Source organism: Streptomyces sp. P9-A4 (assembly GCF_036634195.1).
Classification (GTDB): Bacteria; Actinomycetota; Actinomycetes; order Streptomycetales; family Streptomycetaceae; genus Streptomyces.
The window spans coordinates 6011236-6036533 of the sequence record NZ_JAZIFY010000001.1; the positions used below are offsets into that span (position 1 = coordinate 6011236).

Here is a 25298-nt window from a genome sequence, read left to right on the forward strand (position 1 = left end):
GGTCGGGCTCAGCTCTGCGCCAGCAGACCGCGGCGGCGCAGCACGGCGCGCTCCAGCGGGCTGAAGATCAGCAGGTCGATGGCGATGCCGACGACCAGGATCAGGATGATCGCCAGGAAGATGCCGGCCATGTCGATGTTGTTGCGGCCGTTCTCCAGGAGCTGGCCGAGGCCGAGCCCCAGGTCGGGGGAGGACGCGATGATCTCCGCCGCCATCAGCGAACGCCACGAGAACGCCCAGCCCTGCTTGAGCCCGGCCAGATAGCCCGGCAGCGCGGCCGGCATCACGATGTACCAGGCGCCCTTGAGGCCGGTCGCGCCGAGCGTCTGCCCGGCCCGCAGGAAGAGCGGCGGGACCTGGTCGACACCGGCGACGAGACCGTTGGCGATCGACGGGACGGCGCCCAGCAGGATCACCGCGAACATCATGCTGTCGTTGAGGCCGAGCCAGAGCACGGCCGGCGCCACCCAGGCCACCGAGGGCAGCGACTGGAGACCCGAGAGGATCGGGCCGAGCGCCGCACGGACGAACTTGACCCGGGAGACCAGGAGTCCGAGCGGGGTGCCGATCGCGAGGGCCATCAGGAAGCCGAGGAGGGCCCGCGACACGCTGGTCCACAGCACGTCGAGGAGGGTACCCTCCAGCCACATCGTGGTCAGGCTGTCCCACACCGCGGACGGCGCGGGCAGCTTGTACTCGTCGGTGACCTTCGCCGTGACGAGCAGCTGCCACACCACGAGGACGAGCACGACGGCGAAGACCGGCGGGAACACCTTCTTCAGCAGGACCTCACGGACCGGGGTCCGCCGGATCTGCACGGTGTCGAGCGCGTCCAGGCCGGCTTCGAGCCCGGCGAGGTCGTCCGCCTTCCGCGGCTTCGGGGTGGTTTCAGTGCTGGCCATGACGGCGGATCTCCCCACGCAGGTGCTCGGTGATCTCGAGGGACAGCTCCGCGACGTCGGAGTCCTCGATGCGGCGCGGCTGAGGAATGTCGATGCTCCACTCGTGGGCGATCCGGCCCGGCCGGGACGAGAGGAGGACGACGCGCTCGGCCAGCCGCACGGCCTCGCGCACGTTGTGGGTGACGAAGAGCACCGACAGCTTCGTCTCCCGCCAGATCCGGGTCAGCTCGTCGTGCAGCACGTCCCGGGTGATGGCGTCGAGCGCGGCGAACGGCTCGTCCATCAGGAGCAGGTCACTGTCCTGGGCGAGCGCGCGGGCCAGCGCGACCCGCTGGCGCATGCCGCCGGACAGTTCGTGGACGCGCTTGCCGTACGAGCCGTTCAGCCGGACGAGTTCGAGCAGCCGTTCGGCCTCGGAACGCCGCTCGGTCTTGGGCACCCCGCGCAGCCGCAGGGCCAGTTCGATGTTCTTGCCCGCGGTGAGCCACGGGAAGAGGGCGTGCTCCTGGAACATCAGGGCCGGCCGGCCGCCGGGGGTCTCGATGGACCCCGCGGACGGCCGGTCGAGCCCGGCGACCAGGTTGAGCAGCGTGGACTTGCCGCAGCCCGAGGCGCCCAGGAGGGTGACGAACTCGCCCGGTGCGACATCGAGCGAGATGTCGTCGAGGACGAGCTGCCCGCCGGCGGGCCCGCCGAAGGACTTGGAGACGTGCTCGATGCGGGCGGCATGGGATACCGCCGCACGGTCCTCGGCCTTGGCGAGCGTCGCGGTCGTGGCCATGGTCGTCACCTCCTGGTGAAGCTGAACTCGGGCTGCTGCACGGGTGTCTGACGCCGGTTACTCGGGAACTACTTCACGCCGAGACCGGCGTCGGAGACCTCGGGCCGCCCCGCGGCCTTCAGAACCTTGTTGAGCGGCTCGAGGTCGTAGATGCCGCCCAGTTCGGGCTTCTCCAGAAGACCGGCCTTCACCGCGTGGTCGGCCTGCGCCTGGAGCGTGGCGGCCAGCGGGTCGTCGGTGAACTGGATGGACGGCCACGCGGCGTCGATGACCTTCGTGCCCAGCGCCTTGCCCGAGAGGTCCTTGAGCTTGGCGTTGGCCGAGGCCTTCGCCTTGTCCGGGTTGGCGTTGATCCACTCGTTGGTCTTCACCGCGCCGCGCAGGAAGGCCTCGACGACGTCCGGGTGGGCGCTGAGGAACTTCTGCGACACGATGATGTTCGTGATCACGAACTTCTTGCCGGGCCACAGGTCGGACTCGTCGAGGAGCACCTTCGCCCCGTCGGCGACCAGCTTCGACGCGGTCGGCTCCGGCACCCAGGCGCCGTCGATGGCGCCGGAGGCGTAGGCGTTCGGGGTGACCTTGTTGTCCGTGCGGACCACCGAGACGTCGCCCTTGCCGCTCTGGGCGTCGACCTTCCAGCCCTTCTCGGAGATCCAGTTGAGGAAGGCCACGTCCTGCGTGTTGCCGAGCTGCGGGGTGGCGATCCGCTTGCCCTTGAGGTCGTCCGGAGTCTTGATCTTCGCCGGGTTCACCACGAGCTTCACACCGCCGGAGGCGGAGCCGCCGACGATCCGCAGGTTGGTGCCCTTGGTCTTCACGTAGCCGTTGATGGACGGCGAGGGGCCGATGAAGCCGATGTCGATCGAGCCGGCGTTGAGCGCCTCGATCTCGGAGGGGCCGGCGTTGAAGGTGGTGGGCACCAGCTTGGTGCCGCCCAGCTCCTTCTGGAGGAGGCCCTCCTGGTCGCCCACCAGCGCGGTGGCGTGCGTGAGGTTGGGGAAGTACCCGAGCCGTACGGTGTCGGCGGAGAGCTTCTCGCCCTCGGCGGCCACCTTCTTCTCGTCGTTCTTGGCCTCGGAGCCGTAGCCGCATGAGGCGAGCGCGCCGATCAGCAGTGGCAGAGCGGCGGCGGCGGCGAGGCCGCGGCGCAGGGTGGTACGGGTGGTGGCAGGCACGGGAGGTGTTCCCCTCGATTCAGCGTTTTCGAAGTCTGCGTCTATGTCGTTCGGGGTGGAGCGGGGTCGCGCCGCACAGGCGGCGCGTCGAGGTCAGCACGCACATCGCGCGACGCCTCCCATGCCCGCACCGAGGGCACCGGAGCCCACCCGGCCGCCCTCCTTCGCGAAGGTGGCGTAGACGTTCTCGCTCATGTCAGAAGTCCCACCCTTCTTCCTCGTCCACCGCGGCCACGGCCTTGCCCGTGGCGAAGGACTCGCCCGCCATGCCCGCCGCCAGCGTGGTGCCGTCCGCCGGGTCGATCAGCAGGAACGAACCGGTGCGGCGCGAGTCCGCGTACGCGTCGAGCGCGAGCGGCTCGGCCGTGCGCACCACGACCCGGCCGATGTCGTTGGTGACCAGCTGACCCGGGTTCGGGTGCTGGGAGAGGTCGTCCAGGGTCAGCCGCGAGGGGATCTCCTTGACGATCGCCTTGACCGTGCGGGTGGTGTGCTTGAGCAGCACCCGCTGGCCGACGGAGAGCGCCCGGTCCGCCACGTGGCAGACGGTCGCCTCGATGTCCTGGGTGGTCGCCGGGGCGTCGCCGACCGGGGCGAGCAGGTCGCCGCGCGAGATGTCGATGTCGTCGGCGAGCCGGATGGTGACCGACTGCGGGGCCCAGGCGATGTCCACGGACTCGCCGAGCGCGTCGATCCCGGTGACGGTGGAGGTCTTCCCCGAGGGCAGCACGGTGATCCGCTCGCCGACCCGGAAGGCACCGGCCGCGATCTGGCCGGCGTAGCCCCGGTAGTCGGGGTGCTCGGCGGTCTGCGGGCGGATCACGTACTGCACCGGGAAGCGCGCGTGGCAGGCCGTCAGGTCGTGGCTGACCGGGACGGTCTCCAGGTGCTCGAGGACCGTCGGGCCGCCGTACCAGTCCATGTTGGCGGACGGCTCCACGACGTTGTCGCCGGCCAGCGCCGAGATCGGGATCGCGGTGCACCAGTTCTCCTGGGGGTTCCCCCCAGACCCCCAGCCCGGGACGCCGAGCTCGGAGGCGTACGCCGTGAACTCCTCCGCGATGGCGGCGAAGACGGGCTCCCGGTAGTCGACCAGGTCCATCTTGTTCACGGCCAGGACCACGTGCGGGACGCGGAGCAGCGCGGCGACGGCGGCGTGCCGGCGGGTCTGCTCGACGACGCCGTTGCGGGCGTCGACCAGGACCACGGCCAGCTCGGCGGTGGACGCGCCCGTCACCATGTTCCGGGTGTACTGCACGTGCCCGGGGGTGTCGGCGAGGATGAACCGGCGGCGGGGCGTCGCGAAGTAGCGGTACGCCACGTCGATGGTGATGCCCTGCTCGCGCTCGGCCCGCAGTCCGTCGGTGAGGAGCGCCAGGTCGGGCGCCTCCTGGCCGCGCGAGCGCGAGGCGTGCTCCACGGCCTCCAGCTGGTCCGCGAGGACCGACTTGGAGTCGTGCAGCAGCCGGCCCACCAGGGTGGACTTGCCGTCGTCGACGGAACCGGCGGTGGCGAAACGCAGCAGGGTGGTGGCCGCCAGCTGGTCGGACAGCTGCTCGGTGGACGTGCTCATTAGAAGTACCCTTCGCGCTTGCGGTCTTCCATCGCGGCCTCGGACATCTTGTCGTCGGCGCGGGTCGCGCCCCGCTCGGTGAGCCGGGAGGCGGCGATCTCGGCGATGACGGCGTCGAGCGTGGCGGCGTCGGAGTCGACGGCGCCGGTGCAGGACATGTCGCCGACGGTGCGGTAGCGGACCAGCCGCTTCTGCGTCGTCTCGGACTCCTTGGGGCCGCCCCACTCGCCGGCCGTCAGCCACATGCCGCTGCGGGCGAACACCTCGCGCTCGTGGGCGAAGTAGATCTGCGGGAGCTCGATCCTCTCGCGCTGGATGTACTGCCAGACGTCCAGCTCGGTCCAGTTGGAGAGCGGGAAGACGCGGACGTGCTCGCCGGGGGCGTGGCGGCCGTTGTAGAGCTGCCACAGCTCGGGGCGCTGGCGGCGGGGGTCCCACTGCGAGAACTCGTCGCGCAGGGAGAACACCCGCTCCTTGGCGCGGGCCTTCTCCTCGTCGCGGCGACCGCCGCCGAAGACGGCGTCGAATCGGTGCTGCTGGATCGCCTCGGTGAGCGGGACGGTCTGCAGCGGGTTGCGGGTGCCGTCGGGGCGCTCGCGGAGCTTGCCGGCGTCGATGTACTCCTGCACGGAGGCGACGTGCAGCCGCAGCCCGTGCTTGGCGACGACGCGGTCGCGGTACTCCAGGACCTCGGGGAAGTTGTGCCCGGTGTCGACGTGCAGCAGCGTGAAGGGGACCGGCGCGGGGGCGAAGGCCTTCAGCGCCAGGTGCAGCATGACGATGGAGTCCTTGCCGCCGGAGAAGAGGATCACCGGCCGCTCGAACTCGCCCGCCACCTCACGGAAGATGTGGACGGCCTCGGACTCCAGGGAGTCGAGGTGCGACAGCGCGAACGGGCTGTCCGTGCTGTCGTGAACATGAGCGACGGTCGTCATGCGAGACCCCTCTCGGTGAGCAGCGCGTGGAGCGTCGCTGCCGACTCCTGCACGGTCTGGGTGTGGGACTCGATCCGGAGATCGGGGTTGCGCGGCTCGTCGTACGGGTCGTCGACGCCGGTCAGCCCGCTGATCTCGCCCGCGGCCTGCTTGGCGTACAGCCCCTTCACATCGCGGACGGAGCACACGTCCACCGGGGTGGCGACGTGCACCTCGACGTACGGGGTGCCCTCCGCGGCGTGGCGCTTGCGGACCGCCTCGCGGCTGTCCTCGTACGGCGCGATGACGGGGACGAGGACCTTCACGCCGTTGGAGGCGAGCAGCTCCGCGACAAAGCCGATGCGCTGCACGTTGGTGTGCCGGTCCTCGCGGGTGAAGCCGAGGCCCGCGGAGAGGAACTCGCGGATCTCGTCGCCGTCGAGCACCTCGACCCGGTGGCCCTCCTCGCGGAGGCGTCCTGCCAGCTCGTACGCGATGGTGGTCTTGCCGGCGCTCGGCAGGCCGGTGAGCCAGATGGTGGCACCCGTCACGCGCTTCTCCTGAACTTCCTGAGTGTCCGTCATCCGTGCAGTCCGCACTCGGTCTTGGCCCGTCCCGCCCAGCGTCCGGCGCGGGCGTCCTCGCCCTCCAGGACGCGGCGGGTGCAGGGGGCGCAGCCGACGGAGGCGTACCCGTCCATGAGGAGCGGGTTGGTGAGGACACCGTGCTCGGTGACGTAGGCGTCGACGTCGTCCTGCGTCCAGCGGGCGATGGGGGAGACCTTGACCTTCCGCCGCTTCTCGTCCCAGCCGACGACCGGGGTGTTCGCCCGGGTCGGGGACTCGTCGCGGCGCAGGCCGGTCGCCCAGGCGCGGTACCGGGTCAGGCCCTCTTCGAGCGGCTTGACCTTGCGCAGCGCGCAGCACAGGTCGGGGTCGCGGTCGTGCAGCTTCGGACCGTGCTCGGCGTCCTGCTCGGCCACCGTCCGGCGCGGGGTCAGGGTGATGACGTTGACGTCCATCACGGCGTCCACCGCGTCGCGGGTGCCGATGGTCTCCTCGAAGTGGTAGCCCGTGTCGAGGAAGACGACGTCCACACCGGGCCGGACCCGGGAGGCGAGGTGGGCGACGACCGCGTCCTCCATGGAGGAGGTGACGCAGAAGTCCTCGCCGAAGGTGTCCACGGCCCAGCGGAGGATCTCCAGCGCGGAGGCGTCCTCCAGGTCGCGGCCGGCCTGCTCGGCGAGTGCCTTGAGGTCGGCCGCGGTGGTGTCCTGAGCGATCGTCATATCTCTGCCCTCCCAGGGGTGTTGCCCGAAGTCGCCGGGGCGAGGAGCCCCAGGAACTTCAGCTGGAAGGCTCGGCTGCACGCGGCGCATTCCCAGGCGCCGTGGCCCTGCTCGTTGGGTCGCAGGTCCTCGTCGCCGCAGTAGGGGCAGTGGAACGGTGCGGCGCGCTCGCTCATGAGAGGGACTCCTCCGAGGCGCGGGCCGTCCAGGTCGCGAAGCGCTCGCCGTCCTCGCGCTCCGCCTGGAAGCGCTTGAGGACCCGCTCCACGTAGTCGGGCAGCTCGGCCGCGGTGACCTTGAGGCCGCGGACCTTGCGGCCGAAGCCGGCCTCCAGGCCGAGGGCGCCGCCCAGGTGGACCTGGTAGCCCTCGACGCGGTTGCCCTCGTCGTCCAGGACCAGCTGGCCCTTGAGGCCGATGTCCGCGACCTGGATGCGGGCGCAGGCGTTCGGGCAGCCGTTGATGTTGATCGTCAGCGGCTCGTCGAACTCCGGGATGCGGCGCTCCAGTTCGTCGATGAGCGAGGAGCCGCGGCCCTTCGTCTCGACGATCGCGAGCTTGCAGAACTCGATGCCGGTGCAGGCCATCGTGCCGCGCCGGAACGGGGTCGGGTCCACCCGAAGGTCGAGGGCTTCCAGGGCGGCGACCGCCGATTCGATCCGGGCCTCCTCGACGTCGAGGAGGATCATCTTCTGGTCCGCGGTGGTGCGCAGCCGGCCGGAGCCGTGCTGCTCGGCCAGGCCGGCGATCTTGGTGAGGGTGGCGCCGTCGACCCGGCCCACGCGCGGGGCGAAGCCGATGTAGAACCGGCCGTCGTTCTGCCGGTGCACGCCCATGTGGTCGCGCCACTGGCCCGCGGGCTGCTCGGGAGCGGGGCCGTCCGTCAGCTTGCGCTGGAGGTACTCGTCCTCCAGGACCCGGCGGAACTTCTCCGGGCCCCAGTCGGCGACGAGGAACTTCAGGCGGGCGCGGTTGCGCAGCCGGCGGTAGCCGTAGTCGCGGAAGATCGAGATGACGCCCTCGTAGACGTCCGGGACCTCATCGAGCGAGACCCAAGTGCCCAGGCGGACACCGAGCTTGGGGTTGGTGGAGAGACCGCCGCCGACCCAGACGTCGAAGCCGGGGCCGTGCTCCGGGTGGTGCACGCCGACGAAGGCGATGTCGTTGATCTCGTGCGCCACGTCGAGCTGCGGCGAGCCGGAGACCGCGGACTTGAACTTGCGGGGCAGGTTGGAGAATTCCTTGTTGCCCACGATCCGACGCTGGATCTCGTCGATGGCGGGGGTGCCGTCGATGATCTCGTCGGCGGCGATGCCGGCCACCGGGGAGCCGAGGATGACACGCGGGGTGTCACCGCAGGCCTCGGTGGTGGACAGGCCGACCGCCTCCAGGCGGTTCCAGATCTCGGGGACGTCCTCGATGCGGATCCAGTGGTACTGGACGTTCTGCCGGTCCGTGATGTCGGCGGTGCCCCGGGCGAACTCCTCGGAGATCTCGCCGATCACGCGGAGCTGGTCGGTGGTCAGCCGGCCGCCGTCGATGCGGACACGGAGCATGAAGTACTCGTCGTCCAGCTCCTCCGGCTCCAGGACACCCGTCTTGGTGCCGTCCAGACCCTGCTTGCGCTGGGTGTAGAGGCCCCACCAGCGCATGCGTCCGCGCAGGTCGTTGGGGTCGATGGAGTCGAATCCCTGCTTCGAGTAGACCGTCTCAATACGTGTCCGTACATTGAGACCGTCGTCGTCCTTCTTGAACTGCTCATTGCCGTTCAGGGGGGTGAAGTGCCCCACGGCCCACTGACCCTCGCCACGGTGGCGCCCGGTCTTGCGGCGTGCGGCGGCTGGGGTGGGGTTTTCCGGGGTGGCGGCCATGGCGTCTTGTCCTTCGGGACTGCGAGAGGGCGGCTCTGACCTGCACACTCGCGCTCAGGTCAGAGGGTGGCGCGTCAGTGCGCAGCAGGGCGGGGCAGAGTCGTGCTGAAAAGGAATCGCGGCGGTGCTGGTTCTCTCAGCGCGCCGGACAGATGGCGCTGGACATGCGGCCGAGGTCGACGTGCCGCCGACTCACCAAGGCAATTCCAGTTCCAGACATGACGGAAGCGTGTCACGGGACTTTGGACCCAGTCCAGCATCGTCCAGGATGCGGACTTATTCGTCTCGCTTGGCGAGATGGTGTGTTATGGGTCACGCGAAAGGGGCCCTGATGAGGGCCCCTTCGGGTGTGCGTGGTGGTGCCGGCCGGTGCTGTCGGGCGTGGTGGCGGCCGGTGCTGTCAGGCGTGGGCGCCGGGCCAGGGGCCAGGGGTCTCCGACTCCTCGGCCTCCTCGACCTTGGTGTCGAAGAGCCGGAAGCCGCGCCGCTCGTAGTTGGCCATCGCGTGCGGGCCGTCGAGGGAGCAGGTGTGCACCCAGACGCGCTTCGTCTCCTCGCGCCCCGGCCAGCGGCCGGCCAGGTCCCAGGCCCGCGCGACGCCGTACGAGAGCAGATGGCCGCCGATCCGGCGCCCCCGGAAGGCCGGGATCAGGCCGAAGTAGGCGATCTCCACCACGCCGTCGGCCTGGGCCGCCAGCTCCACGTAACCGGCCGGCGTCCCCCTCTCGTACGCCACCCAGGTCTCCGTGCCCGGCTTCTCCACGATCTCCTGCCACTGCTTGTACGTCAGGGGCAGCCGGTCGTTCCAGCGGATGTCGCCGCCGACCGCCGTATAGAGGTAGCGGCTGTACTCCGGCGACGGGACCTCGGCCCGCGTCACGGTGATGTCGCCGCCCTCCGGGACGGGGGAGGGGCGCAGGTCGGACGGTGAGGTCTGTTCGAGGGACCACGTGGTGAGAGTGATGCTCATGGGGTCATCGCATCATGAGCCCGCGCGGCGCGGCGAGCTGGGTTCGGTGACCGGGCCCGAGTGTCCGGAATGTGGACGTGCCGGCTCGTCCCTCGGCGGGTGGGGAGGCCGCTCTCCAGGAAGGGGCTCCGCCCCCGCACCCGCCGGACCTACACCCCCGCCCGCACCGCCGGTGCCAGCGAGTGGGGCAGCAGGTCCGCCGCGAGTTCCGGGCGCAGCACCTCCACCGCCACCTCTTCCCGGAAGCGGTACGGGCGGTGCGCCAGGACCCCGGCCAGGTTCCGGCGTACCCGCGACATCTCCGCCCGTACGGTCACCGTCCGCGTGCGGTCCCCGAACACGTCGTCCGCCAGCTCCGCCGCCGTCCGCCCGTCCCGGTGCAGCGCGAGGACGTACAGCAGCTCCGCGTGCCGGGGGCTCAGCTCCTGCTGCCAGCTGCCCGCCGCCCCCGAGACGGCCACCGTCCAGCGGCGCGGCCGGCTCAGGTCCAGCACCACCCGGCTCGCCGCCTCCGTGTCCGGGGTCTCCGGCCGGGTCTCCTCCTCCACCCGCAGCAGCCAGCCGCCGGGCAGCGGCTCCACCGCGCACACGCCGAGCGAGGGCAGCCACACCCGGCCGGCCCGGAAGGACTTCGGCAGCGGGATCCGGTCCACCGGCGCGAGCCCGGTCACCGCCGCCGTCCACCCGTGGCCGTCCACGGCGACCGCCCGGCCGCCCACCCGGCACAGGATCGGCGCGGCCACCGCCCGCAGCCGCTCGACCGAACCGCGGTGCCGCTCGCGCATCTCGGCCTCCGCGAGCTGGGCCACCGAACCGACCAGCGCCAGCATCGCCGGATGGAAGGTCGACGCGGGACCGCTCACGTCCAGGATGCCGAGCAGCCGCCGGTCGCGCGGGTCGTACACGGGGGCGGCGGCGCAGGTCCAGTTGTGCAGGGCCTGCACGTAGTGCTCGGCCGAGTGCACCTGGACGGCCCGGCCCATGGCGAGCGCCGTACCGACCGCGTTGGTGCCGGTGGTGTGTTCGGTCCAGGCGGCGCCCTCCTCCAGGCAGATGCCGTTGGCCTTCCGCAGCACCGAGAGGTTCCCCTGCCGCCACAGCACCCGGCCGTGCTCGTCGGTCACCACCATGATCTGGAGCGAGGTGTCGGCGATCCCGGCGAGCCCGTTGGTGAGCGTCCGCATGACCTCGGACAGGAGGGTGCCCCTGCGCCGCTGCTCCAGCTCGTCCCGCTGGAGCAGCACGCTGCTCGTGCCCTGGTCGGGGTCGAGGCCGAGCCGGGCCATCCGCTGCCAGGACGCGTCGATGACGGGGCGGGGAGCGATCGGCGGCCGTCGGCCCGCGAGGGTCTCCTCGCGCACCCGGCGGAGCAGCCGGGTGGCCTGCGCTGCGTCCATGGCGGCGAGGCGCCTCATGTCGAGCTGCGTGTTGTTCATCGGTCTCTCCCAGCCACCCGGGGTGCTGTATCGGTTCTGCACGGGGCAGATGTCCGGAGTGTCGGTGCCCATCGTGCCGTTCGGAAGCGTCCCGCGAGGCCCGGTTCGGGTAATCCTGCAACCCTTTGCAACCCTGGTCCTCCACCGCCCCCCTGAGCGATGGTTGTCCGAGCGGTGGGTGGTGCCGTGTCGGCGCAGCACCACCCCCGCTTTTCCGCGCGTGCCGACCCCCTGCGGTCCACCCCTGGGACGCGCGGCAAGCTTTCCCGTAGGAACGGCCGGCCCCTTCACTCGTACGCGCAGGCGGCTCCCCTCCCCGTACGGACGGTCCCTCAGACCTCGATCCGCGCCCGCTCCATCAACGCCCGCAGGTCCAGCGTGTGCGGCACCGCACTGAATGCCGCGCCCCGCCTGCCGCGCACGCACACGCCATGACGGGAAGCGAGGACCGCTGCCGTGTCCGATCCCCTGCCCGACCGCTTCGGGCCCGTCCCCGACGTCGGAGGAGGACAGGACCCACGACCGAGCGGAACCACTGCTGGGCAGGCTCGGCGTTCAGCGCGCCCGCGCGCGAGGATGGAAGCGTGAACACGTCCGGGAAGTCCGGTCCGGGCCTGCGGGAGCGGGCCGGCAGCAGCCTGTTCAGCCACGTCGCCGGACCCTCGGGAGCGCGGAACCGGGCCCGGATCCACGGCACCCCGGGCCCGCGCTGGTTCGGACCCGAGCGGCCCATCCGCACCGTCCACGGGGACGCGTCCATGTTCATCGGCGGTCTGAGCGCGCTCCTCCTGCAGTCCCTGCACCCGCGCGCCATGGCCGCCGTCGCCGGGCACTCCGGCTTCCGCGGCGACCCCTGGGGACGCCTCCAGCGGACCAGCACCTTCCTCGCCTTCACGACCTACGGCACCGCCGAGGACGCCCAGCGCGCCGTGGACCACGTCCGGGAGGTGCACGAGCGGATCAGGGGGACCACTCCGGACGGCGAGCCCTACCACGCCGCCGACCCGCACCTGCTGTGCTGGGTGCACGTGGCGGAGGTGGACAGCTTCCTGCGCGCACACCAGCGTTTCGGGGCCACCCCGCTGGACGGCGCCGGCTGTGACGCCTACATCGCCGACGCGGCTCGGGTCGCCCGCGCCCTCGGAGTCCCCGATCCGCCGTGCGACCGCACCGCCCTCGCGGCCCGGCTGGCGCGCTACCGCCCCGAACTCCGCGCCACGGCGCAGGCGCGGGACGCGGCGCACTTCGTACTCCGCGAACCTCCGCTGCCGTGGGTCGCCCGCGGCCCCTACGCCGTACTCGCCTCGAACGCGGTCCGGCTGCTGCCGCCGCAGGCCCGCACCATGCTGGACCTCCACACGGCGCCGTACCTTTCAGAAGGCCTCGTACGGCTGTCCGGACGGGCACTGACGGGGACGATCCGATGGGCGATGGCGGCTCTCCCGCCCCCTGAGGAGCCCACCGGGCCACGCTGACGGCTCCACCGCTCCACGTCCGCCCACCCCCGTACCCGCGCGGAACCGCTCGCCGGACCGAGCGGGCTCAGCTCCTCGCGGACCTCCGTGAGGAGTCGCGGCGGGAGGCGCCGTTCGACCGTCTCCGCCGACGCCCGGCCGCTCACGAAGACGTCATGTCCCACCGGGGTGGAGCCTGGTCGGTCACCGTGCGGGTGCTCGGTGCCATGCCGATACGGTAAGCGGGTGCAGGCAGCAAGCGAAACACCCGAACGGCCCGATCGGCGGCCCTGGAGCAGGCTCCACCGCGCGCGCGTCCTCTACCGCAACGTATCGAAGCGGAAGATGGCCTGGCTGCTCCTCAAGGACACCGTCAACTCGTGCATCGAGTACCGGATCCTCGGCCTCGCCGCCGAGGCCGCGTTCTTCACCCTGCTGTCCCTGCCACCGCTGCTGCTCGGCCTGATCGCGGTCCTCGGCTACGCCGACGACCTGACCAACACCGACACCGTGGCCAGCATCAGGGAGAACATCCTCCACGCGGCCGGCACGGTCCTGTCCGACCGGGGCGTCCACGAGATCGCCGAACCCCTCCTGAACGACATCACCCAGGGCAAACGGCCCGAGCTGATCTCCCTCGGCTTCGCCATCGCCCTCTGGTCCGGATCGCGCGCGGTGAACGTCTTCATCGACACCATCACCGTCATGTACGGCCTCGACGGGCACCGGGGCATCGTCAAGACCCGGCTCCTCGCCCTGCTGCTCTACATCGTGGCGCTGCTCATCGGCGCCGTCGTCCTGCCGCTGGCGGTGGTCGGGCCCGACCGGGTCGTCGAACTCGTGCCCTGGGGTACGGAGGTGGTCGCCGTCCTCTACTGGCCGGCCGTCATCCTGCTGTCCATCGCCTTCCTCACCACGCTCTACCACGTGTCCGTACCCGTCAGATCGCCGTGGATCGAGGACATCCCCGGCGCCCTCGTCGCGCTCGGCATGTGGGTCCTCGGCAGCTTCGTGCTGCGGATCTACCTCACCAGCCAGGTCGAGGGCCCGACGATCTACGGCTCGCTCGCCGCCCCCATCGCCGTCCTCCTCTGGATCGGCATCTCGGCCTTCGCGGTCCTGGTCGGCGCCGCCGTGAACGCCGCCATCGACCGGGTCTGGCCCTCCGTCGCCACCGCCGCCGCCCGCGAGGCCAACGAACGGGCCCGCGCCGTCCAGGCCGCCGAGCTCGTCGCCCGCGTGCGGGCCGAGGCGGACGACGTCGACGAGGACGACCCCGACATGCCCTCCGAGTTCCCCGAGCGCTGGTCGAGGTTCCTGCCCCCGGACGACGTGAAGTCCCGCCTCCACTCCGGCTGGGAGAAGGACTGACCCACCGGGCGGGGCCTATCGTCGAGGTGTGTACGAGGAACGCCCCGCCCTGCTCGACGGAGCCGTCCTGTGGACCCGGACCGCCGCCGGCCCCACGGCCGGCGCCACCGGCACCGCCACGGCGGAACGGCCGGTCCTGCCCGACGGCTGCATGGACCTGATCTGGGCCGACGGACACCTCCTCGTCGCCGGACCCGACACACGCGCGTACGTGCCGGGCGAATTCGCCACGCGGTACGCGGGCATCCGCTTCGCCCCCGGTGACGCGCCCGCCTTCCTCGGCGTACCCGCCCACGAACTCCGCGACCGGCGGGTTCCCCTCGCCGCGCTGTGGGGCGAGACGGAGGCGCGGAGGCTCGGCGAGCGGATCGAGGCGGCCTCGGATCCGGCCGCAGCACTGGACGCGTTCGTACGGGGCCGGGCCGCCCACGCGCCCGACCCCGACCCGCTGCTCCGGGCCGTGGTGGCCCGGCTCGCCGCCGGGCGGGCGGTCGAGGAGACGGCCGGGGCCGTCGGGCTCGGCGCCCGGCAACTGCACCGGCGTTCCCTGGACGCCTTCGGCTACGGCCCCAAGACCCTCGCCCGCGTCCTCCGCCTCCAGCGCGCGCTCGCGCTCGTCCGGGACGGCGTGCCGTACGCGGAGGCGGCGCTGCGCGCGGGCTGCGCCGACCAGGCCCACCTCGCGCGCGAGACACGGGCACTCGCGGGGACCACCCTGAGCGCCTACACGGCGTCGGTGGCCGTACCGGGAGCGGCGCCGGCGTCGGCGAACAGCGAGACGCCGCTGCCGTCCGGGTCGAGGACCACCGCGTAACGCTGGCCCCAGACGGCGTCCCAGGGCTTCAGGTGCCCCCGGTACCCGGCGGCCGTCAGTTCCTCGTACACCGCGTCCACGTCCCCCGGCGTACCGCACTGGAAGGCGAGCTCGATCCGGTGGCCGCCCTCGGGCCGCGTCCAGTCGGGATCGAAGGAACGGACGACGTCCTCTGTGTCCCAGGCGATCCGCAGCCCGCCGGGAAGCGTCGCCTCCACGTGCGGGGCGGACCCGGCGGAGTCGGGGACGTCCAGACCGAGACGACGGTAGAACGCGAGCGAGGCGGCCATGTCGGAGACGACGAGACCGATGAGGTCCAGCTGCGGGGTGATGCGGGATGTCCTGTCCATGGAGGCACCGTAGGCGCGCCGCCACCATCCGGTCTTGAAAGAATCGGACGTGCCCCCGCCCTGCCGCACCACCGGTCCCCCCGGCTACGGTCGGCCCATGAGCACGCGCGTGTACCGACGGACCTCATGGCCCTGGGCGGCGGCGGCCGTCCTGCTGTTCTGGCAGACCTGGTACCTCTGCCATGTCTTCGCCACCGAGTACTCGGGCGTGCGGTGGGAGTGCGACTCCGACGGCTGCGGCACGAACCAGCTCGCGGGCGGCGCGCTCTTCCTCGCCGTGCCGTCGCTGGTGGGCGCCGCCGTGGTCGCGGCCCCGTTCCTCGGGGCCGCAGGCGCCGGTATCGCCCTCCTCCTCGCCTCCTACGGGTTGCTCGTGGGCCGGGAGGACGACGACGCGGTCCTCTGGGCGTACGGCCTGGCGGCGCTCGGCGCCGTCCTGGTCGTAGCGGGAGCCGTACGGGCGATACGCCCCAGGGGCGCTGGCGACACCACCACGCCCCAGGACCCCGCTCCCGGCACCGCCCCGGCAGAGGCGGGCCGTCTTCCCCTGCGAGCCCTGCTGCGCCAGGCCGCCGCTCCCGCCACCCTCGGCACGGCCGTGCTCGCCGCCGTCGCCGCCACCGCACTCGCGCACGGGGTGTTCGAAGGCCCCCGGTGGGTGATGATGCTCGGGCTGAACGGCACCGTCGCCCTCCTGGTGGCGCTCGGCCTGGCGCGGCTGCGCCACCGGCCGGGCGTCGCACGCGGCCCCGTATCCGGGCCGGGCGCCGCTTTCGCGCCCGCGCGGCTGCACTCGCTCACCACCCGGGGCACCGCCTTCGTCTTCGACCTGACCGTCCTGCCGGACGGGGGAGAGCCGTACCGGATCGCGGTCGAGCATCCCCTCGACCTCCAGCACGTCCACGTCCACCGCGCGGGCGTCGTCCGCCACGACCCGCGCCGCCCCTGGCGGGTCGACCTCCCGCAGCACCCGCCGACCGCCGCCCTGAGCCGCGCCCGCGCCGCCGCCGCCCGCGCGGATGACGTCCCCCCGGCGGCACGCCTGCGCGTACCCGCCCCCGGGGCCACGGCCCTCGCCGTCACCGCACTGCTCACGGCGGTCCTGATGACCGTGCTCGCATTGGCCTGAATTACGCGCGAAAGACACAAACACGAAGTGTGACCGATGGCTGTCGTCACGACGGGCCTTGCCCTCACGCAGAAGCTCATCCACTCCACCTCCGTGGCCACCGGCTGACCTCACCGTTCTCACACGCAGCGCCGGGGCCACCCCTGTGAAGGGTCCCCCTTGTCTTTCCCGCTTTCCCCGAACACCTCTCTCTCCTCCTCCACCACTTCCGGCTCGACGCTCGACGCCCACGGCTGGGACTCGGGCTGGGCCGCCGCTTTTGCTCCGTACGCCGCCCAGGGCCTCGTCCCCGGCCGGGTCGTCCGGGTCGACCGCGGGCAGTGCGACGTCGCCACCGCCGACGGGATCATGCGCGCCGACACGGCGTTCGTGACCCCGCACGACCCGCTCCGGGTCATCTGCACCGGCGACTGGGCCGCCGTCGACCCCGAGGGCGTCAACGACCCCCGGTACGTACGGGCGTGCCTGCCGCGTCGTACGGCCTTCGCGCGGTCCACCTCCTCCAAGCGGTCCGAGGGCCAGATCCTCGCGGCCAACGTCGACCACGCCGTCATCACCGTCTCGCTCGCCGTCGAACTCGACCTCGGCCGCATCGAGCGCTTCCTCGCCCTGGCCTGGGAGAGCGCGAGTAATACGCAACAGTCCTCACCTGCACAGATGTGCTTCGGAGCGGCCAGATCCGTGGGGTATGAGGGTGCCACGATAAGGAAGACACAGACGATTTTCGACCGCCCGCAGCGGCGCCGCCCACGTCAAGGAAGCCCTGAACGCGCGGCTGTGCCCGAAGCCAGACCTGACCCTGCTCGCTTGTGCGCCGATGGCGAAGTCGGTCGCTCATGATGGGACCAGCCGGCCGGCAGGCTTTCCGGCTTCGAGGGGTCCCTCGACCTCACCAACTGCAGCCCGTTCACGCTGCTGACTGAATATCAGACGCCAGCTGTTCTGCGCCGACTTGGCCCTAAACACCTTTCCACCTGGGTCCACAACCGTAGCGTCCGCAACGTCGATCACCCACACAGCAATGCAGATAGCTGAACGCCACCCTGGCCCGGGAGAAGTTGACCGCACAGACGGTCCGCACGCTGGTCAAGGCGGTGATGGTGCGCAACCAACAGGTGGCTGAGCTGGACAACCTCATCGAGACCCGGTCGCGGCCAACGGTACTTCGACGTGCTCACCAGAATGCCTGGCCTCGGAGTCACCTCGGCGCCGAATTCCTCGCGGCCCACCGGCTGAGGTATGACTGCCTCTGGAATAGTGTTTAGGATCATGGCGCCGCACCCTCTTCCGTGACGGGAGATACTCAGAAACTTCCTCCGTGGTGTAATCACCCGTCGCGATATCGCTGAAAAATCCCTCCCAGAATCCAGATGGGCGGATGTGGGCGGCTCAGGCGGCCGAGTTCGATAGCGAGGTAAGGCTCACCGTCCTGGTCGATATTTTGGAAACCACCCATCATCGAGAAACTCGGATGGTGTTCATAGTGAGAGCCGTACTGGACGCTAGGGGGGCGTCGATCGCGAAAGCCCCGTCAGGGCAACCTGACGGGGCTTCGACTCTTACGCTGGGAATCCGATTCTTACCGGAGGTCCTCCGCTTGGGTGACGCAGGGACTATCGCCTAAGTGCCACGCCAGCGGCGTCAATTAGTCTATGAATGGCGCTCGCCATTCAATTCTCCGTGGACCCACGCTACGCACTCGGGGCGATTGCCTGATTCATTCCGGCAGAATTCCTCAAGCGCTGCTCGGATCTGGTTGACAGGGAGGGTGCTTCTTGGGTCGAAGAAGTACGGGACGCCAGGATCTGATACCACGCGCGGATCGAAATCTGGAGGATTCGGATTATCGGAGACCCAGATGTGTTCGGAGATCTCGTCCCTCGTGATCCGGTCCTGATTTGCAGACCAAACCAGACCGCCGTATCCAGACTCCGAATTTACCGCAACCTGAAGGCAGTTGTCGGGCCACCAGTCGCGCACCGTCTCCGAGTGGCGCCGTTCGGCGAACATGAACGACGCGGTCTCTCCGGCGCTGATCCATGGCCCACTACGGTCCTCATGCTGAAGATTCTCCAGGACCTCCGTGATTAGTGCAGATTTCCCGTTCCAATCATCGGCGTACTGGTATCGCCCGTGGATTATTGCGTTAAGGATCATGGCGCCGATCCCTCTCCATGTATTATCTTCGCAGCCTCCGCGCCAGGATACCAGACCTCCATTGTGTAACCGACGGGAAGGATCTTGGCAACTGCCCCTTGACAGCCGTACATGTCGCCACACACGCCCGCTTTATTGTTCATGACCACAGTGGCTGATTTCGTTCTCCCTTCGCGCATTACCATGGCGTATTGCGCTTCGACGTGCTGCGCTGCCGGGTAATACTTCACCCTTGGGTTGATGGGTGCTCCGTGCTGCCTCAAGTACGCGTCGGTCGCTTGAACCAGAGGACTGTTTCCTCCGGCCTCAATCTCAGCGTGCATTTCCTTTGAGTTGCTAAACAGGCGCCCCGTCGTGACGCGCTTGTTCGCGAGTTCGCTCAATATCTGAGCAACATTGAGGCAGGTGTTGTGGACGAGGACTGGGGTCTGGCCGGCCAGCACGTAGTACGTGTGTAGATCGTCAACGGTGAAGTTGTACGTCTTCACGTACTTCGTGAATGGAGCGTTTCTGTTGACGGCAACGGTCTTGCCCTTGTCGGTGAGCAGGGTCGTGCCTGGCTTCAGGTCCTTCGCGGCGATCCAAGCGTGCTGCGAGGCTGACCAGAAGGGGTGTTCGGAGGTTGCTGTGAGGGTCTCGGTGCCGTCGGGGGTGGCGATGGAGAGTGTGTTGAGGTGCTTGGTTTCCTCGGTGCGGATCAGCTGAGTGACGGGGCGGGCACCCGTTTCTCCGGTTTCGGGATCCGTTGCCAGGACCTCGTCGCCGATCTCGACGTCCTGGATCTCCTTTGTGCTGCCGTCGCCCATGAGGACGAGCGTGCCGGCGAGGAAGCAGTTGCCGCCGGGCAGCGGCGTTGTCTTGCGGGGCGTCGTTCCTGCCCCGCCGCCGGCGCGGCCGTGCGCGATCATTTCTCCGACGAAGCCCGGTACTTGGTACCAGTCGGATGTCGAGTCAACGCCTTGCTCGAGGACCCACTGGTCGAAGCTGGCGCCGTAGTCGCAGCCTGGGGCACCTGCTCCGCCGTTCCAGCAGTCGGAGTCGCCAAGCACTCCAAATAGTGATGATGTGTGGGCAGCGATGCTGATCGTGCCCCAGAAAGCCTCGCTGAATGGATTTGACCAGGAGAGGTCGTAGCTTTCCGCAGGGGCAGCACGATTGGAACCGCCGCCGCCACCGCCACCACCTCCGCCACCGGAGCTGGCTGTTCCAGATGCTTCTCCTGCCCCGGCTGTCACAGTCCCAACGTCAGTGCTGCCGCCCTGTGAGGGCTTCTGCACATCCCCCGGGACTGTGCCTGTGAGTTCCACTCCGCTCGGGGTGCAGGAGTTTCCGGATGCCCCGCAGATCTCTCTGAGGCCGGTGGGGTCCGAGGAGGTGGTGGGGTGCTGGTTGGCGTAGCTATAGCCGTTGAGGGATTGGTGTTGGTCGGTTGAGAGGATGGGGTCGACGCTGATGAACTGGCCGATTTTCGGGTCGTACTGGCGAGCCCCGACGTGCGTAAGGCCGGTGGTCTTGTCGGCGGTCTTGTTGAGGAAGGCCTTGTCTGTGGGCCAGGTGCCGACCGCGCCGCTGCGTTCTGCCCCAAAGGGAGTCATGTAGCGCTTGGTGGGCTTCTGCGTGGCATCCGAGCTGATGGCCAGGCTCTGAGTGCCGTGGTGGTCGCCTGCGAGGAACTGAAGCTGCGTTGTGCCGGTTTCGTTGGTGCGGACGGCGATTGGGGTGCCGTCGGCGGTGTAGCTGCGTTGGGCCCAGGTGGTGCCGTTGTCGCGGCGGTGGAGTTCCGTCGCGCCGGAGTACAGGACGCGTTCGCCGGCCTTGGTGTTGCGGATCAGCAGAGTGCCGTCAGCGTCGTACACGTAGTCGGTCGACTTGGTGCTTTCGGTAAGTGTGGTGAGCTGGCCTTCGGGCGACCAGGTCAGGTTCTGCTGTGCGGTGTCACTGGGACGCTTGGTGGTGTTGCCTGCTGTGTCGTAGTCGTAGACCTTGTCCTTGGCGGGGTCGGCGGCGGTGCCGCATGTGGTGCGCGGGGTGGTGTAGCGCAGTGCGTGCGGCTGCTTGGCCGGGTCGTAGCAGTACGTCGTGGCCGTGTTGCCTGTGGAGAGGTGCTGCGTCTCCGTCTTGCGCTGACCGGCTGTGTTGTAGGTGTACGACGTCCAGTACGGGGCGGGGCCGCCTAGGGCGCTGGCGTTGCGCGTATCGCCGCAGTTCTGGGAGGTCGGGGTCCAGGCTTCGGTCAGGCGGCTGTGGCCGTCGTAGGCGAAGCACTGGGTCTCGGCCTTGGTGGTGCCGCCGAGGATCGTGGGGTCGGCGATCGAGGTGACGTTGCCGGCCTGGTCGTAGGCATAGGTGAGGTGCTGCAGCATGTATGGGTGTGTCTGGTCCGTGACATGGCTGAGCGTCAGGCGGTCGGTTCCCTCCTCGTACCTGTTGGTGACGTAGACGTTGCGGTCACCTGCGCCGCCCTTGCCCAGGGTGAGCTGTAGAACCTGGCCGGTCTCGGAGTAGTCGGCCTGCTGCAGGTAGCCGTTGAGGCCCTTCACGGACGAGAGCTGGCCGAGGGAGCCGTAGCCGTACCCGATGACCTCGCTCGCCAGACCGCCCAGAGCGGGCTCGCTGGTGCTGTCCACGCTTCCGTCGATGCGGTATGTGGACTGATAGGTGAGTTTCCCGCCCGGCACGGACGGGGTGATCGGGTCCGTGGCGGGGAGGGTCAGCTCGGTCGTCGCGGGGCGGTCGAGGACGTCGTACGCCGTGACCGACTTGGTGTACGCCTTGCCGGTCTTGCCTCCGACGTAGCGGGTTGACGTGGCGGGAAGACCCTTGAGAGGGGTGTCGTAGGTGCGGCTCGTCAGGAGCGTGGCGTCCGATGCCATGCCCGACCAGGTGTTGGTCGGACGGCCGAGAACGTCGTACCCGGTGACGACCGTGGAACTTCCGGTCGTCACCTTCACCGGCCGGTCAAGGCCGTCGTACTCGGTACGAGTCGTACCCTTATCAGGGTCCTCCGTGGTCTTCTGCCGACCGTACTGGTCGTAGAAGTACTTCCACACGGCGCCGTCCGGCCCCGTGATCTTCGACTGCTTGCCGTCACGGGTGTACTCGAACTCCGTCGAGGTGTACGAACTTCCGAGCGTTGCCCCGTACTCGGCGTCCGCCGGGCTAGGACCCGCGTACGCACGGGTCTCGATCGTCCGGCCGAGGGCGTCGGTGATCGCACGCGTTGCGGAACCGCCGTCGAGCGCGGTGGTGGCGGTGGAGTCGCCGGTGTAGGTGGTACTGGTAGTCCACTTCAGCGTGCCCTTGACGTACAGGGCATTGGACGTGGGCCGCCCTGCACCGTCGAAGACCGTCTCGGTCTGCTTCGGTGCTCCTCCGTACATCGCCCGCGCGTACTTCGAACCCGGTACGTTCGTGTCGAAGACGTCGGAGTAGGTGGCGTAGACGCTTCCCAGGGTGTTGTAGCGGGCGTCCGTCAAGAGACGTCCGCCCTGAGGGGTCGGGGTCTGTGTCTGAAGCGGTCGCAGTAGCGAGTCGTAGATCGCGTAGCTCGTGTTGTACGTTTCCCCGTCGGCCTTGAGGCTCGCGGTCGAGACCCAGGACTCTGTGGTGTTGCTGAGCGAATACCTGTACTGGGTGTTGGGCAACTGTGTGCTGCGGTTGCGGTTCGGCAACCACACGTCGGTCAGACGACCCATCGCGTCGTACGCGAGCTCGGTCTTCTTCAGGTTCGCGTCGTAGGTGCGCTGGGCCAGGCCACGCCGCGGGTCGAGATAGCTCGTGACCTTGTGCGTCAGGGGATTGGTGACGGTCGTTCTCGTCAGCGGACCTGAGTCCACGGGCGAGTACGCCGTGGTCATGGTGCTTCCCTGCGCGTCGGTGACCGTGGTGGGCCGGCCGAGGGTGTCGTAGGCGGTGACGCTGGTCTTCTGCCACGTCACAGCTCCGCCGGTGCCGTATGCGGAGGCGCGTCCGGTCCATGTGGGAAGACCCTTGACCGGCTTCATCGTCGTGGACCAGGCGATGTCGTCGTAGGAGATCGCCGTATCGGCCATGACGTTGGACCGAGTGCCGTCGGCCGCGGCGAGCTGAAGATCGGCTTCCTTGTACCCGCAGTTGAGGCCCACAGTGCGCACACGCGAGACGAGATTGGTCAACCCTGCTTCGGCATTGCGGGCGTACCAGGTCTCGGTGCAGACCTCGTCGCCCGACTTGTCCTCGTCACCCAGGTCGACAGCCTCGGTGGGCATGCCGTAGTCGTCGAACGAGACGGTCGACGTGGCGCGTGAGCGCCAGGAGCTGGATGCGGTGAGGTAGGTGTAGGACGTCGTGCGCTGGGTGCGGACGAAGCGGGAGACATGATCGCCGGCGTCGGGGACAGCGGATTGGCGCGCGGTTTCGCGCGACCAGGGCAGGTTAGCCGTCGCGGAGATCGGAGCTGCACCGTCGTAGGTCACCTGCTCGCGCAGCGTTCCCGCGTAGTAGTCAGTGTCCGGCACCGAGGCGAGTCCGATTGCTGGCTGCGTGAGCGGGGCGATCGACACGGACTTGGTCGTGCCGTTCTTGTTCCTGTCGTCGTGCATGCCCTGCATGTAGAGCGACACGGTCTTGGTTCGGTTGACTCCGGTTCTGACCGCACCCTTGTAGACCGTGACCTCACGGAATCCGCGCCAGTCCGACCAGGTCCGCTCGTCCTCCGGCGTGAACGGGTCATCGTTGTAGTGCCAGGCAGCGCCGCTGTAGACGTACTGGTTCTCGACGGGCTCGTTCCAGCCCGCCAGGTCGGACGTGAGGACGCCGATCACACGGTACTTGTGGAACCAGTCGACCGATGCCGTGGAACTGCCATTGATGTTCCAGTACTGCGGATAGCAGTTCCGGGTGTTGGTGTCCTCGGCAGCAGTGAGAACCTGGCTGCGTACGCACTCCGCAGGGGACATCTCCACGGTGGTGATGCCGCCGGTCTCGGAGACGATCGTGCGGATGCGAGGGCGGGTCAGAGCCAGGATGTGGTCGGCGTTGTCATCCACGCGGTTCGGACGCATGTCGTAGGTGAAGACCAGCGGGTTCGACTTGATGGCGGTCGTCCCGGCTTTTGCGGTCTGTGTGATCGACTTCAGTGTGAGGACGTGGTCGGAGGTGTCACCGATGTCGCCTCCGTCCTGGTACTCCTGAACGAGGTCCCAACTGTCGACCGCGTCGTAGGTGCCTGTGGTCGCGTTCCACGAGTGAGTGTCGATGCCGGTCAGCCGCTTGCGGGTGAAGAACGAGGGCGACTGGGACAGACACTCGGCGGAACCACTGGCGCAGATGGCATCGAAGGGCACGTCCGGCCAGGTCTCGGCCGTCTCCTTCGTCAGCGACGAGCATGCTCCCTCCGTGCAGCGCTCGGCGTATCCGAAGGTCACCTTGGCGTCCGCGTCGTCCGTGAACAGGGCACCCTTACGAAGGCCGTACTTGATCTCCTTCAGGTACCCGCCGCGTACGTATTCGGCATCGGCCTTGGTGGCCTTGTTCTTCTTGTAGTAGTTCTTCTCTGCCGTGTACCAGTAAGTAGTGGCGTTCCCGTGGGTGTCCTCGACGTAGTCGAGGTTCCAGCGCCAAGCCTGAGTCGCCGACTGCTCGGCGAACGTGGTACCCGCGTCGTGTCCGGGCTCACCGGCGTCGTCGCCGAATACGGGCGTGGTCCAGGTGGAATTGGTGCGCTCGGTGGTGGCGCCGTCGAGTTTGTCACGGCCGAATACGTACTTCGTGCCGTTGCCGGTGATGACGGTCCAGTACTCGCCGTTGTCATCCTTGTTGTCGGCGCCGATGGAACGGGTCACCTTCGACGCGTCGTCGTTTTCCAGCTTCCACTCGCTGGTGGCGGCAGTCGGGTTCGTCGCGTCAGCCTTCACCAGGCGCGAGGATTTGCCGTTCAGCACGATCCGTGCGTTGTCGTACTTCCAGCAGCGGTCGAACACACCCGTGTGTCCGTCTTTGTCGCAGCTGCCATACGAGCGTTCGATGTAGGACTCGGTGAGGGAGAAGCCTTCACCGATGGAGGTTCCCTGGTTGTTCGTGGTCGCGGTGCGCCCATCGATGCTGCCTGAGTCGTAGCCGAGACTCAGGGAAGGGGTCGGACCCGCGGCTGCAGGCGGGAGAGTGAAACCGTACGACCAGGTGAACGAGCCGGAGCTGCCTCCGGCGGACCACGAGGACGAGGCTGAAAGCGGTGTCGCGCTGTAGTCACCGGTGCCGTTCGGCGCTGCGCCATCGGCGCCGGCTGCGGTCAGGGCCATGACTGTCGCGCCAGAGGCCGAGGACCCGAGCTGGGGTTTGACGCCCCCTCCGTCGGTACTCTGGGCGAGAGCGACACGGGAGGTGACCGTCTGGTTCCTCGGGTCGTTGCGCGAAGGAAGGGGGGTTTGGGTCCGGCACTCGGCCTTCTGCGGCGTGGTCAGGGAGCACGCCGGGAGTTGCACTAGCCGGAGTCGGCCGGCCCAGCCGCCTCCGATGGCGGACGCGAAACCGCCGTAGCCGACGCTCACCTCGGCCCCGCCGGCTCGTTGTGCCTCGGCGGTCAGCACAACTCCGGATATCCCGAGTTGGTCCGCGACCTTCTGGTCCAGCACCGTGACCGTTGCGTTGCCGTTCGCCCGGAGAGCGTTCCTGGCGCCGGAGGGAGCGAGGGTGATGGGCAGGCCGCCGGGTGCGACCTTGGTGCGCCCGGCCGATAGTGTGACATCGGCATTGCCGGCCGCGGGCCAGGCCGGTCGCAGCTGCTCGGCCCGGGCGCGCATCACCTGGATCGTGCTCTCCTGCAGTTCCTTCGCAACCTGTTCCCGGGCCTTTTTGGCGCCCGGGCCCGAGCCCTCATGGATCTTGCCGACCCGAGGCTTGGGCACGTCCGGTCGGCCCAGGCCGCGTGTGCCTTCGGCAGCTACAGGGGTAAGCCCGATCGGGATCGACAGCGCCAAGGCCAGAGGCACGATGACGAGCGCTCTGCGGCGTCTACGCCGCGGCCTTCCCTCTCGCGCACTTGTCCTGCCTATTACGGGTTTCACAGATACTCTCCCCGCCCCTTCGAACTGCGGATTGATAGAAGCCATGGGCTCCTTGCCCTGGCTTTGAA

General features: G+C 69.1%; 19 protein-coding genes and 1 pseudogene. 5 read left to right on the forward strand and 15 right to left on the reverse strand.

Features of this window, described 5'->3' with window-relative positions:
- Nucleotides 1-8: 8 nt before the first annotated feature.
- From V4Y03_RS27045 to V4Y03_RS27100, 12 genes are all read right to left on the reverse strand, one after another.
- Nucleotides 9-902, reverse strand: coding sequence for an ABC transporter permease (locus tag V4Y03_RS27045; protein WP_317874756.1), 894 nt, complete (start codon nt 900-902; stop codon nt 9-11).
- Entirely contained in the window at nt 889-1683 is a 795-nt protein-coding gene (locus V4Y03_RS27050; protein ID WP_317874757.1) for an ABC transporter ATP-binding protein, read from the reverse strand. Before V4Y03_RS27050 ends, V4Y03_RS27045 begins: the two co-directional genes overlap by 14 nt.
- Nucleotides 1684-1751: 68 nt before the next feature.
- Nucleotides 1752-2861 (reverse strand): aliphatic sulfonate ABC transporter substrate-binding protein, encoded by a 1110-nt coding sequence (locus tag V4Y03_RS27055; protein WP_332436586.1) that lies wholly within the window; start codon nt 2859-2861, stop codon nt 1752-1754.
- A gap of 196 nt (nt 2862-3057) precedes the next feature.
- Complete coding sequence (locus V4Y03_RS27060; RefSeq protein WP_332436587.1) at nt 3058-4434, reverse strand: sulfate adenylyltransferase subunit 1; 1377 nt, start codon at nt 4432-4434, stop codon at nt 3058-3060.
- Nucleotides 4434-5369, reverse strand: a complete 936-nt coding sequence (cysD, locus tag V4Y03_RS27065; protein WP_317874760.1) for a sulfate adenylyltransferase subunit CysD — start codon at nt 5367-5369, stop codon at nt 4434-4436. Before cysD ends, V4Y03_RS27060 begins: the two co-directional genes overlap by 1 nt.
- Entirely contained in the window at nt 5366-5932 is a 567-nt protein-coding gene (cysC, locus tag V4Y03_RS27070; RefSeq protein WP_332436588.1) for an adenylyl-sulfate kinase, read from the reverse strand. Before cysC ends, cysD begins: the two co-directional genes overlap by 4 nt.
- Nucleotides 5929-6636 carry a phosphoadenylyl-sulfate reductase gene (locus V4Y03_RS27075; RefSeq protein WP_317874761.1) on the reverse strand — a complete coding sequence of 236 codons (708 nt, stop codon included), beginning with the start codon at nt 6634-6636 and terminating at the stop codon, nt 5929-5931. The genes cysC and V4Y03_RS27075 overlap by 4 nt, the downstream gene beginning before the upstream one ends.
- The gene (locus tag V4Y03_RS27080; RefSeq protein ID WP_332436589.1) at nt 6633-6812 is read right to left on the reverse strand and encodes a hypothetical protein; all 180 of its coding nucleotides are present in this window, start codon (nt 6810-6812) and stop codon (nt 6633-6635) included. Before V4Y03_RS27080 ends, V4Y03_RS27075 begins: the two co-directional genes overlap by 4 nt.
- The gene (locus V4Y03_RS27085; RefSeq protein ID WP_332436590.1) at nt 6809-8506 is read right to left on the reverse strand and encodes a nitrite/sulfite reductase; all 1698 of its coding nucleotides are present in this window, start codon (nt 8504-8506) and stop codon (nt 6809-6811) included. Before V4Y03_RS27085 ends, V4Y03_RS27080 begins: the two co-directional genes overlap by 4 nt.
- Before the next feature lie 136 nt (nt 8507-8642).
- A complete protein-coding gene (locus V4Y03_RS27090) occupies nt 8643-8726 on the reverse strand; it encodes a putative leader peptide (RefSeq protein WP_310591794.1) in 84 nt (27 codons plus the stop codon).
- A gap of 180 nt (nt 8727-8906) precedes the next feature.
- Nucleotides 8907-9476, reverse strand: coding sequence for a GNAT family N-acetyltransferase (locus tag V4Y03_RS27095; protein ID WP_332436591.1), 570 nt, complete (start codon nt 9474-9476; stop codon nt 8907-8909).
- A gap of 149 nt (nt 9477-9625) precedes the next feature.
- Nucleotides 9626-10912, reverse strand: coding sequence for a GAF domain-containing protein (locus V4Y03_RS27100; protein ID WP_332436592.1), 1287 nt, complete (start codon nt 10910-10912; stop codon nt 9626-9628).
- A gap of 584 nt (nt 10913-11496) precedes the next feature.
- Between V4Y03_RS27100 and V4Y03_RS27105 the strand changes: the two genes are divergently transcribed.
- The 3 genes from V4Y03_RS27105 to V4Y03_RS27115 all read left to right on the forward strand — a co-directional run bounded on the left by V4Y03_RS27105 (nt 11497) and on the right by V4Y03_RS27115 (nt 14551).
- The gene (locus tag V4Y03_RS27105) at nt 11497-12387 is read left to right on the forward strand and encodes an oxygenase MpaB family protein (RefSeq protein ID WP_332436593.1); all 891 of its coding nucleotides are present in this window, start codon (nt 11497-11499) and stop codon (nt 12385-12387) included.
- 225 nt (nt 12388-12612) lie between these two features.
- Nucleotides 12613-13737 carry a YihY/virulence factor BrkB family protein gene (locus V4Y03_RS27110; RefSeq protein WP_317878541.1) on the forward strand — a complete coding sequence of 375 codons (1125 nt, stop codon included), beginning with the start codon at nt 12613-12615 and terminating at the stop codon, nt 13735-13737.
- Between the two features lie 28 nt (nt 13738-13765).
- The gene (locus V4Y03_RS27115) at nt 13766-14551 is read left to right on the forward strand and encodes a helix-turn-helix domain-containing protein (RefSeq protein WP_332436594.1); all 786 of its coding nucleotides are present in this window, start codon (nt 13766-13768) and stop codon (nt 14549-14551) included.
- Here V4Y03_RS27115 and V4Y03_RS27120 read toward each other — a convergent pair.
- Nucleotides 14461-14901 (reverse strand): VOC family protein, encoded by a 441-nt coding sequence (locus V4Y03_RS27120; protein WP_332436595.1) that lies wholly within the window; start codon nt 14899-14901, stop codon nt 14461-14463. The two genes, V4Y03_RS27115 and V4Y03_RS27120, sit on opposite strands and share 91 nt — an antisense overlap.
- A 97-nt stretch (nt 14902-14998) precedes the next feature.
- Here V4Y03_RS27120 and V4Y03_RS27125 point away from each other — a divergent pair, with 97 nt between their 5' ends.
- Together V4Y03_RS27125 and rsgA are read left to right on the forward strand one after the other, a co-directional pair.
- Complete coding sequence (locus V4Y03_RS27125) at nt 14999-16030, forward strand: hypothetical protein (RefSeq protein ID WP_332436596.1); 1032 nt, start codon at nt 14999-15001, stop codon at nt 16028-16030.
- Nucleotides 16031-16189: 159 nt separating this feature from the next.
- Nucleotides 16190-16660 (forward strand): annotated as a pseudogene (rsgA, locus tag V4Y03_RS27130) (GTPase RsgA); the annotation flags it as partial.
- A gap of 1020 nt (nt 16661-17680) precedes the next feature.
- On the opposite strand, the gene V4Y03_RS27135 reads toward rsgA, so the two are convergent.
- Nucleotides 17681-18187 carry an Imm1 family immunity protein gene (locus tag V4Y03_RS27135; RefSeq protein WP_332436597.1) on the reverse strand — a complete coding sequence of 169 codons (507 nt, stop codon included), beginning with the start codon at nt 18185-18187 and terminating at the stop codon, nt 17681-17683.
- On the reverse strand, nt 18184-25275 hold the full coding sequence (locus tag V4Y03_RS27140; protein WP_443079827.1) for a polymorphic toxin-type HINT domain-containing protein: 7092 nt from the start codon (nt 25273-25275) through the stop codon (nt 18184-18186). Before V4Y03_RS27140 ends, V4Y03_RS27135 begins: the two co-directional genes overlap by 4 nt.
- Nucleotides 25276-25298 lie beyond the last annotated feature (23 nt).

Excerpts from the sequence above, each read along its gene's own strand:
- V4Y03_RS27045 (WP_317874756.1), bottom strand. The coding sequence starts at position 902 with ATGGCCAGCACTGAAACCACCCCGAAGCCGCGGAAGGCGGACGACCTC.
- V4Y03_RS27050 (WP_317874757.1), bottom strand. The coding sequence starts at position 1,683 with ATGGCCACGACCGCGACGCTCGCCAAGGCCGAGGACCGTGCGGCGGTA.
- V4Y03_RS27060 (WP_332436587.1), bottom strand. The coding sequence starts at position 4,434 with ATGAGCACGTCCACCGAGCAGCTGTCCGACCAGCTGGCGGCCACCACC.
- cysD (WP_317874760.1), bottom strand. The coding sequence starts at position 5,369 with ATGACGACCGTCGCTCATGTTCACGACAGCACGGACAGCCCGTTCGCG.
- cysC (WP_332436588.1), bottom strand. The coding sequence starts at position 5,932 with ATGACGGACACTCAGGAAGTTCAGGAGAAGCGCGTGACGGGTGCCACC.
- V4Y03_RS27075 (WP_317874761.1), bottom strand. The coding sequence starts at position 6,636 with ATGACGATCGCTCAGGACACCACCGCGGCCGACCTCAAGGCACTCGCC.
- V4Y03_RS27080 (WP_332436589.1), bottom strand. The coding sequence starts at position 6,812 with ATGAGCGAGCGCGCCGCACCGTTCCACTGCCCCTACTGCGGCGACGAG.
- V4Y03_RS27085 (WP_332436590.1), bottom strand. The coding sequence starts at position 8,506 with ATGGCCGCCACCCCGGAAAACCCCACCCCAGCCGCCGCACGCCGCAAG.
- V4Y03_RS27090 (WP_310591794.1), bottom strand. The coding sequence starts at position 8,726 with ATGTCTGGAACTGGAATTGCCTTGGTGAGTCGGCGGCACGTCGACCTC.
- V4Y03_RS27095 (WP_332436591.1), bottom strand. The coding sequence starts at position 9,476 with ATGAGCATCACTCTCACCACGTGGTCCCTCGAACAGACCTCACCGTCC.
- V4Y03_RS27100 (WP_332436592.1), bottom strand. The coding sequence starts at position 10,912 with ATGAACAACACGCAGCTCGACATGAGGCGCCTCGCCGCCATGGACGCA.
- V4Y03_RS27120 (WP_332436595.1), bottom strand. The coding sequence starts at position 14,901 with ATGGACAGGACATCCCGCATCACCCCGCAGCTGGACCTCATCGGTCTC.
- V4Y03_RS27125 (WP_332436596.1), top strand. The coding sequence starts at position 14,999 with ATGAGCACGCGCGTGTACCGACGGACCTCATGGCCCTGGGCGGCGGCG.
- V4Y03_RS27135 (WP_332436597.1), bottom strand. The coding sequence starts at position 18,187 with ATGATCCTTAACGCAATAATCCACGGGCGATACCAGTACGCCGATGAT.
- V4Y03_RS27140 (WP_443079827.1), bottom strand. The coding sequence starts at position 25,275 with ATGGCTTCTATCAATCCGCAGTTCGAAGGGGCGGGGAGAGTATCTGTG.